The sequence below is a fragment of the Saccharopolyspora elongata genome, from assembly GCF_004348985.1.
Lineage (GTDB): Bacteria > Actinomycetota > Actinomycetes > Mycobacteriales > Pseudonocardiaceae > Saccharopolyspora > Saccharopolyspora elongata.
The window spans coordinates 1-9,579 of the sequence record NZ_SMKW01000157.1 but is presented as its reverse complement, the minus strand read 5'-3'; the positions used below and the strand labels follow the sequence as shown (position 1 = coordinate 9,579).

At 68.3% G+C, this 9,579-nt stretch carries 7 protein-coding genes; 3 read left to right on the top strand and 4 right to left on the bottom strand.

The features are described from left to right. Nucleotides 1-268 precede the first annotated feature (268 nt). The 3 genes from E1288_RS45245 to E1288_RS45235 all read right to left on the bottom strand — a co-directional run bounded on the left by E1288_RS45245 (nt 269) and on the right by E1288_RS45235 (nt 3,165). The gene (locus E1288_RS45245; protein WP_132495383.1) at nt 269-718 is read right to left on the bottom strand and encodes an Hsp20/alpha crystallin family protein; all 450 of its coding nucleotides are present in this window, start codon (nt 716-718) and stop codon (nt 269-271) included. A gap of 114 nt (nt 719-832) precedes the next feature. Next, the gene (locus E1288_RS45240) at nt 833-1,363 is read right to left on the bottom strand and encodes a DUF5994 family protein (protein ID WP_132495381.1); all 531 of its coding nucleotides are present in this window, start codon (nt 1,361-1,363) and stop codon (nt 833-835) included. 191 nt (nt 1,364-1,554) lie between these two features. Further along, nucleotides 1,555-3,165 carry a GMC family oxidoreductase gene (locus E1288_RS45235; protein WP_132495379.1) on the bottom strand — a complete coding sequence of 537 codons (1,611 nt, stop codon included), beginning with the start codon at nt 3,163-3,165 and terminating at the stop codon, nt 1,555-1,557. 499 nt (nt 3,166-3,664) lie between these two features. Between E1288_RS45235 and E1288_RS45230 the strand changes: the two genes are divergently transcribed. After that, nucleotides 3,665-7,513, top strand: coding sequence for a non-ribosomal peptide synthetase (locus tag E1288_RS45230; protein WP_132495377.1), 3,849 nt, complete (start codon nt 3,665-3,667; stop codon nt 7,511-7,513). A gap of 20 nt (nt 7,514-7,533) precedes the next feature. Beyond that, nucleotides 7,534-7,827, top strand: coding sequence for a hypothetical protein (locus tag E1288_RS45225; RefSeq protein WP_132495375.1), 294 nt, complete (start codon nt 7,534-7,536; stop codon nt 7,825-7,827). A 115-nt stretch (nt 7,828-7,942) separates the two neighbouring features. On the opposite strand, the gene E1288_RS45220 is transcribed toward E1288_RS45225, so the two are convergent. Continuing rightward, a complete protein-coding gene (locus E1288_RS45220; protein WP_132495373.1) occupies nt 7,943-8,626 on the bottom strand; it encodes a TetR/AcrR family transcriptional regulator in 684 nt (227 codons plus the stop codon). Between the two features lie 111 nt (nt 8,627-8,737). Between E1288_RS45220 and E1288_RS45215 the strand changes: the two genes are divergently transcribed. Beyond that, nucleotides 8,738-9,579: MBL fold metallo-hydrolase (locus E1288_RS45215; protein WP_132495371.1), on the top strand; the 842-nt coding region annotated here is incomplete at its 3' end.

The window sequence follows — 9,579 nt, the reverse complement described above, 5'->3', positions numbered from 1 at the left end:
CTCCCGCTGCCCGAACCCCTCCAACCACAGCCGCCACACCTCATCGCCATGCCGCTCGACCACCGACACCACAACACCTCCACCAAGATCATTCCAGGAGATGTTGCACCCACCCCTTGAGACCAAGACCAAGGCTGGCTGTTCTCCCGCCCGCTCCCGGCCGACCAGCTCCGCGCCTTCCTCGAAGATCCACCCACACCGGAACCGGAGTAGGAATACGCCAGCCCTCCGGGCTGCATGACCCGGCGGGCTGGAAGAGGTTGACGGTCTAATCGGGGTCCGTGGTGGCCCCGGAGATCATGCGGGCTTCGTCGCTCCTGTCGACGTTGATGCGGCGGGGTTTGGCCTGCTCGGCTACTGGGATGCGCAGGGTCAGCACGCCGTTTCGGTACTCGGCCTGGACGCGATCGGCATCCAGGGCGGCGCCGAGTTGGAGTTGCCGGGCGAACGTGCCGGTGGGCCGTTCGGCCACCAGGTAGCTCACGTCCGAACTGCTGGACTCGGTCGCGGTGCGCTGCGCGCGCACCGTCAGCGTGTTGTGCTCAGCGGTGACCTCCAGCGACTCGGGGTCGATGCCCGGCAGGTCGAACTCGACGACGTATTCCTCGCCGCGGCGGTAGGCATCCATCGGCATGGGCTGCGGCGTGCGCGCCGCAGTCAGCACCTCGTTGGCCAACCGGCTGATATCGCGGAACGGGTCGAACTGCAGCACCGGCATCGAACACACCTCCTTCGGTGGCAGCGCCAAGTGCACTCTCCGCTGATATCGGCGTGACTCGGCTGTTGAGAATTCCGTGCTGACCGGCAGCCGCAGGCGACGACCCGCGGCGGCCTATCGGACGGCGAGCAGGTGGCCGCCGTCGGTTTCCCAGCGGGCTTCCGGCGACGCCTCGGTTGGCTGCGGGACGACCGCAGGAACGGAATTCGGGGCATCGGCGAGCAGATCGCGAGGTGTGGCGACGTTGTCCGGTTCGGATGCCCTCATCAGCACCGCGTTCCCGCGAAGTTCGGTCGTGTCGGCGGGGATGACCAGCAGGACCATTCGATGTCCGCTCGGGTCGGTCAGGCTGACCGTGTGCTGATCGAGCGTGTGGAAGCCTTCGAGGCGTACCTGGTGCCCCTCGATGCGGAGTTTCCGAGGCGCCGGCTCCCACGCGGCCGGGTTGTAGGCGAGCCGGGTCATCGGACCGCGGGTGGCGGCGAGAGCGGTGAGCAGCGCGGTGAACTCGGTCGTCGGGCTCACCGATCGCGGCCACCAAGCGCCGTCGACGAAACCTCGTGTGCCGGTTTCCGGTTTGACTGCGACGCAGGCGCCTGCGGAGGTGGCCTGTGCGGTGCCGGGGTTTAGCTGGTCGGGTCCCATGACGGAACTCCTTCCCGGTCGTTCGAACGACCGGTACTGACCCCCGGGACTGTGGAAGCGGGACTGCTCACGTTGCCGAGAACCTCGTTGGCCTCAGCCTACGCCTGATCGCGTGGACCAGAGCAGCTTGGGCGCAGGCATCCGCTGCGCCGCGGGGCGACCGAGCAGTACACCGGTCTGAGGAAGGGCTTTCAGTTCTGGATCAGGTCTGCGCAGCGTTCGCCGATCATGATCGAGGGGGCGTTGGTGTTGCCGCCGATGATGGATGGCATCACCGAGGCGTCCGCGACTCGGAGGCCGTCGATGCCGAGGACCTTGAGGTCCGGCCCGACCACTGCTCGTTCGTCCGCGCCCATTCGGCAGGTTCCCACCGGGTGGTAGACGCTGTGCACGTAGTCCGGGAGGATCCGGCGCAGTTCCTTCTCGTCCGAGTACTGCTGGCCTGGTCCGATCTCGCCCTGGTTGTCGCCGACGCCGTCCATCACCTCTCGCACCATCTTGATGCCTTCGAGAAGCACGTCGCTGTCCTTGCCGACCTTCAGATACGCGGGGTCGATCAGCGGCGCTGCGAGCGGGTCCGCGCTGGACAGGCGAACGGTGCCGCGGCTTTCGGGGTAGATCAGCGCTGGGAAGACGCTCTGCCCGGGCTTCGTCGAAGGCGGTCGCACCGCCTTGTCGGAGTCCTGGTTCGGAATCGGGTAGACCCAGTACAGGCTCAACAGCTGGAGGTTCGGGACCGAACCGGCGTGCGACGTGCGCACGAAGCCGGTCGCTTCGAACTGCGAGCCGCCGGCCCAACCCGAGCCGGGGCGGAACCACTCCCGGGCGAGGCCGCGCGCGAAGTACGACGGGGTCGGCCTGCGCAGGGCCGAGTCCATCCGGAACGACACCGGCACGAAGAGGTGATCGTGGAGGTTGTCCCCGACCGGCAGGTCCGCCCGCACCTCGATGCTGTGCTCGCGCAGGTGGTCCGCCGGGCCGATGCCGGACAGCATGAGGAGCTGAGGGGAACCGAACGCTCCAGCGGACAGGATGACCTCGCGACCCGCCCTGATGACGCGTCGGCTGCCGTTCTTGCCGATGACCTCCACCCCGGTAGCGCGTGAGCCGTTCAGCACCACCTTGGAAACGGTCGCATTGGTGACGATGGTGAGATCGTCCACCGAACCGTTGTGGAGGTACCCCTTCGACGAGGAGTACCGCACACCAGGATCGGCGCTGAGCTGGATGGCCGCGATGCCCTCCTGGCCTTCCGCGTTGTAGTCGTCGAGCATCGGCACGTCGAGGCGGCTCGTCGCCGCGTCCATGAAGCCCTGCGCGGCCTCGGTCAGGCCGTCCTGCTTCCGGACGCGGATCGGACCGCCCGCTCCCCGGAAGTCGTTCGCACCGCCCTCCCAGTGCTCCAGGCGCTTGAACGCCGGCAGGACGTCGTCGTACGACCAGCCCTTGCAGCCGTCGTTCGCCCAATCGTCGTAGTTCTCGCGGTTGCCCCGGACGAAGAGCATGCCATTGACCGAGCTGGATCCGCCCAGCACCTTGCCGCGGGTCTGGGGAATCTTGCGGTTGGCCGCGTGTTCCTGGGGGACCGACTTGTAGCCCCAGTCGAAGAACTTCTTCAGCTGCGGCGTGGAGTGCACTACCGCGATGGCGCCCGGGATGCTCAACAGGCTCTTCAACGGCCCTCGGTCGTCCCGGGCCCCGGCTTCGACCAGGATGACGCTGGATCCCCGCTCGGCGAGTCGTCGCGCCACGGCACATCCGGCGCTGCCCGCGCCCACAACGACGTAATCAGCCTCAGACATCCCGACGCCTTTCACTGCAAGCAGACCTTGTTCAGACGAGTGGCAGTTCAAGCGTCGGTCAGATTAGAACACGTTCTATATACTTGTCCATACGCGCATCGCGGGAACCGCGCCTGACGGCGCTGGCAACGCGCTGAGTCCGATCGTGTCGATGCGCCCCCTGTGGAACAGGTTCTGCACTGCTGAATCCGTCTAGGCCCCACTCGGTCGCATCGCCGTCACCGGCATCGACCCCCGCGAGCTTGAGGATCATGCAGCGTCGATTCACTTCGCCGTCGAGACATTGGCACACCGCGCCATCCGAACGGACTGCGCTCGGCCGAGCCAGGTACGACGAGGTAGAGGCACATTGCCGACTTGGGCAGGCGTCTCGTTGGTGGACCAGCAACTGGAGGTCATCACCCAGGAACGTGATCCGCAGGATTACGGAGAGTCATTACCCTGGCGCGCAGGCCGTTGCGCTGTGTGATCTTGCTGCTGTCGTGATACGCAGCGTGCCATGCCTAAGGAGATCGACTGCGGAACATTGCCGCTGACGTCTGCCCAGAGGGGGGTGTGGTTCGCCCAGGAATTCGATCCGGCCAACCCCATTTACCGGGCCGCGGAAGCGGTGGAGATCGACGGCCCGGTGGATGTCGCGCTGCTTGAGGTCGCGTTGCGCCAGGCCGTTGACGAGACGGAAGCGGTGCGGGCCCGATTCGGTGGCGACGGCCGCGGGCGAGTCTGGCAGGCGATCGAACCGTTGCTGGACTGGACGCTGCCGGTGGTGGATCTGCGCGGGGCCGCCGATCCGGCTGCGGCCGCCGAGGAGTGGATGTGGGCCGATCTCGGCAGTCCGGCGGACCTCCGCCGCTCGCCGCTGTTCTCGTTCGCCTTGCTGCGAACCGGGCAGCAGCGGTTCACCGTCTACCTCGGACTGCACCACATCATCTTGGACGGCTACGGCTTCTCGCTGTTCATCCAGCGGGTCGCGGAACTCTACACGGCGGCCGAGGAGAAGCACCCTGCCCCGCCGTGCCCGTTCGGTTCACTGGCGCAGATCCTGGCGGATGAGGCCGAATACGAGGCATCCGAGCGCTTCGCCCGTGATCAGCAGTACTGGGCGGAACAACTGGCCGACTGGCCTTCGGTGCGCCGGTCGCTCCGGCCGTCGTCGATCGTGCCGCACACCTTCCTCCGGGAGACCGGTCATGTCACCCCGGCGGACACCGAGGGCCTGCGGGCGCTGGCGCGGCAGGCGCGCACGAGCCTGCCGTCGGTCGCGATGTCCGCGCTGGCGCTGTACGTGCATCGGTTGGCGGGCGAGGACGAGGTCACGCTGGACCTGACCGTGAACGGCCGGTCGGGCAGCGTCGCGCGCGGCGTGCCGTCGATGGTGGCCAACGTGCTGCCGCTGCGCACCCGGATGACGCCGTCGACCACCGTGGCGGAGCTGGTGCGCATCACCGCGAACAGCGCGAAGGCCCTGCTGCGCCACCAGCGCTACTCCTCGACTCACCTGGTGCGCGACCTGGGGATCGGCCATCACCGCGGGGGGTACCTCGGCGACTGGGGCATCAACATCATGACCCATGACGCGCAGCTCCGGTTCGGCCGCCATCCCGCTGTGCTGCGCAATCTCTCGAACGGTCCGGTGACCGGCCTCGGTGTCAACGTCTACGACAGGCCCGCCGATGGATCACTGCGGATCGACTTCAACTCGGATCCGGCCAAGTACGACGCCGCGACCACGGCCGCGCACCACCGCCGTTTCCTCGCGCTGCTGCACACGCTGGCGACCGCTGATCCCGGGCAGCAGGTGGGCGCGATCGACATGCTGTCCGCGGATGAGCGCGAACTGGTTCTGAACACGTGGAACGACACCCGGCAGGAGACGCCGGCCACGACGTTGCCGGAACTGTTCGAGGCCCAAGTTCGTGCGGCGCCCGATGCCACCGCGCTGGTCTGCGGCTCGACGATGTTGTCCGCCGCCGAACTCAACACCCGCGCCAATCGCCTGGCGCATCTGCTGATCGCACGTGGCGCGGGTCCGGAGACGCGCATCGCGCTGGCGTTGCCGCGCACTGCCGACTACATGGTCGCGGTGCTGGCGGTGCTCAAGGCCGGCGCGGCGTGCGTGCCGCTCGATCCGAGCCATCCACCTGCCCGCATCCGGACGCTGCTCTCGGACACCCGGCCGCTCCACGTGCTCACCACCGCGGCGATCAGCGCGACTCTTCCGTCCGAACACCCGCTTCTGCTGCTCGACGACATCGGCATCGACCGGCAGCCCGGCACCGATCCGATCGGCACCCACCGGCCGGACCACGCGGCGTACGTCAGCTTCACCTCCGGCTCGACCGGCAGGCCGAAGGGAGTGGTCGTCGAGCACCGCCACCTCGCCAACCTCTTCCACGACCACCAGCGCGAACTGATCGACCCAGCGGGGCAACGACTGCGTGCGGCGTTGACCGCGTCGTTCTCGTTCGACACCGCCTGGGAGGGTTTGCTGTTCCTGGCCGCGGGCCAGGAAGTCCACCTCGTGGAGGACGCGGTGCGCCTCGAACCGGCCGCACTCGTGCGCTACTTCTCCCAGCACCGGATCGACTTCGCCGACCTCACCCCGTCGTTCCTTCGTCTCCTGCTGGCAGAGGGCCTGTTGTCCGGACCGGAGAAGTTCCCCTGGCTGCTGATGGTCGGCGGCGAAGCGATCGATCCCGCGCTGTGGTCGACGCTGCGCGACTGCCCCGGTGTCGAGGCTTGGAACTACTACGGGCCGACGGAGTCCACAGTGGATGCCCTGTACTGCCGCATCGAGGGCGACCGGCCGGTCATCGGCCGTCCGGGGCACAACGTCCGGGCCTACGTCCTCGACCGCGTGATGCGACCCCAGCCGCCACTCGTGCCCGGCGAGCTGTACCTGGCTGGTGACCAGGTCGCCCGCGAATACCTCAACCAGGAGGAGCTGACCGCGCAGAGCTTCCTGCCCGATCCTTTCGGGCCGCCCGGCGCGCGCATGTACCGCACCGGCGACGTGGCCCGGTGGACGGAGAACGGCATGCTGGAGTACCTCGGCCGCACCGACGAGCAGGTCAAGGTCCGAGGCGTCCGCATTGAGCCGCGCGAGATCGAGGCGGTGCTCACCGCGCATCCACGAGCCGCCGAGGTAGTGGTGACGACGACAACGTCCGCGGAGCCCGAGCTGGTCGCTTACGTGGTACCGGGTTCAGGCCCGGTCGACGCGGCGGAACTCCGGTCGTGGACGGCGAAACGACTGCCCACCTCGATGGTGCCCGCATCGTTCGTCCTGCTCGACGAGCTGCCCCTGACGGTGCACGGCAAGCTCGACCACTCCGCCCTGCCCGCCGCCGAGATCCGCCCCGGTCGTGCTGCCCGCACCCCCCGCGAGGAACAGCTGTGCGCCCTGTTCGCCGAGGTGCTCGGCGTCGGGAAGGTCACCATCGACGACGACTTCTTCGAACTGGGCGGGCAATCGCTGCTCGCCGCCGAACTCGTCACCCGCCTCCGCGCCGACCTGGGAACCGAGGTGCCCCTCGGCGTCGTGTACGAGGCCCCGACCGTGGCCGACCTGGTGCGCCTGCTGGAGCACGAAACGTCGTCGAACGCATTCGAGGCGCTGCTTCCGTTGCGTGCCAACGGTTCTCGACCGCCGCTGTTCTGCTTGCACCCGGTGGGTGGTCTGAGCTGGTGCTACGCCGGCCTGCCACGGCACCTGCCCGAGGACGTTCCGGTCTACGGCCTGCAGTCCAGCGGACTGACCCGGCCCGACGAGCTGCCCTCGTCGTTCCGCGAGATGATCGACGGCTACGTGCGCCAGATCCGCTCGGTGCAACCGGCCGGGCCGTACCACCTGCTGGGCTGGTCGCTCGGCGGCGCATTGGCGCACGCGATCGCCGCCCGCCTGCAGTCCGACGGTGAGCGCGTGGCGTTGCTCGCCCTGCTCGACGCGCGGCCGGTCGACCCGCAGGAACAGCGAGCCGCGCCCAAGCGCGAGGACGTCCTGCCGTTGTTGCTTGAGGCGGCGGGCCTGCCGCCTGACGCCGAGGCGCACCTCGCGTTGGAGGAGCATCTGACGGCGCTCACCACCGTTCTCGTCCACGCCGCCGCGCTGCTGCCGACCTACACCGAGTCCGTCTTCGACGGTGATCTGCTGTACTTCCGCGCGACCCGGGCCGACCAAGTCACCGACGGTGGCGCGTGGCGGTCGCGGATCACGGGCGAGGTGATCTCCCACGACATCGATTGCACCCACCACACCATCACGCAGGCGGAACCGATGGCCGTCATCGGCAGGCTGATCGCAGACCGCCTGCAGTGGGAGTCAGCGGCAGCTACCACGTCACCGTAGCGGGCCGCGAGGCTCGCGGGGTGGTCGACGAGACGTTCTCTCCGGTGAGAGGAACTGAAAGAAAGACATTCATGGAGATGCTCGAACCGCATCTCCGCGGCTTGATGCCGGCCGCTCGGGTCAGCCGCCTGCGGGGGCTGCACATCCTCGTCACCGGAATGCTCGCAGATCTTGAGCGTCGCTTCGAGCTTGGCGAAGTGACGAACGCCGATGCGCGCACTGAGATCGACAACATCACGGACATGGCCGTCGGCTTGCTGTCTGCCCCCGTCCGCGAGCCGGCGACCGACGACGAGGGCGACGGACCCGTATAGGTGCCGCGGCGCCCGATTTGCGCCAGGCGTCAGAAGATCGACGCAGATATGTAGCTCGACGCCGGCGTCCCGTTGGCCTGTTCGAAGTCTGACCTGGGGCGGCCCGTCCGGGGGGTCACCGTGCCCCGGACGGGGCGGATTCGGCGGCCAGGGTCTCCGGTGAAGCCGGGGTGGACAGCAGCGCGGTGCAGGAATCGACCAACTGGGCGATGAGCAACCGGTGCTCGGCACCCTCGTCCGCGGTGGCGTCCTTCTGGAGTCGGCGTTCGCGGTTGGCCAGGGTGTGCACCAGCAGCCCGGCGAAGTGATCCCAGCGGTCTTGGCGCAGCCGGGGCGGCAGATCGGTCAGGTGCTCCGCGATCCGGGCGTGCAGGGCGGCCTGGCCGCTGCTCCACTCGTTCGCGGTGAGGTCGAAGGGGGCGATGTCCTCGACGTACATGGCGTTGGCGACGAAGCGCAAGAACCACCCCGGTCGGCGCTCGCCCTCCAGGTTCTCGGCCGTGGTGCGGATCATCACCTCCACGAGGGCACGCAGGTCGTGCCCGCGACCTCGGGCGTCCAGGTCGGCGACGTGGGCCAGCAGTCGGTTGCTCGCCGGACGCATCCGGTATTCGTAGACGGCCTCGACCAGCGCTCGTTTGGTGCCGAAGTGGTACGCGACCGCAGAGGTGTTGCGCTGTCCGGCCGCCGTGGCGATCTCGCGGAGCGAAACGGCGTGCACCCCCCGCTCGGCGAACAGTCGCTCGGCGACCTCGATGAGTCGACTGCGGGTGTCGTTGGGGGTATCGGCGGTGTCCACGGCAGAAGTCTAAGGAAGCGCTGAGAAACGGGCGTGCATGGCGTGGAGGGGGTTGCCAGATTTAACGCAGGTGCGTTAAATCTGCGGCACGCATCCGAGAAGGGAACCGCCATGACGCAGAACCAAGCCACCCGGCAGCTGGGCCTGCAGGAGTCCGTGCAGGAGGCCGGCACCGCCGCGTTCGGGGGGTACGGCATGGCTCAGGCCACCCACCTGTTCGCCCGGGAGGTTCCGGCTCCGCAGCGTGCCGAGGCCATCGAGGTCGCCCCGCGCACATGGTTCCTCCGCCTGGGCATCGTCAACGCCGGACTTTTCGCCACCGACGAGGGACTGGTGCTGGTGGACTGCGGCTGTGCGGGCGACGGTCCGGAGCTGCTGCGCGCCGTGCGCGAATGCAGCGACCTGCCGCTGCACACCGTGGTGCTGACGCACGGTCATGTCGATCACGCCTTCGGGCTGTGGTCGCTGCTGGAGGCGGGGGAGCGGCCTCGGGTCGTCGCGCACGAGAACATCACCGCGCACTACGAGCGCTACGCCAAAACCCACGGACTGAACACCGCGATCAACTTCCAGGTGCCCGGGGAGAACGGCAAAGCCTGGCCGCAGGACCGGGGTGATTTCCTGTGGCCGGACACCGTCTTCCGCGACACGCTCGAACTCGTCGTCGGTGACGAGCGGTTCGTGCTGCGGCACGCGAAGGGCGAGACCGATGACGCGGTCTGGCTGTGGGCTCCCGAGCGCGGCGTGATCGCTGCCGGCGACCTGGTCACCGGCTACCTGCCGAACTGCGGCAATCCGCGCAAGGTGCAGCGCTTCGCCGAGGAATGGGCGGACGCAGCCGAGGAGATGGCCGCCCGCGACGCGGAGATCGTGCTGCCCGGCCACGGCGAAGTGGTGCGCGGTGCCGAGGCGATCCGTGACGAGCTGACGACCATGGCCGCCTACCTGCGGCA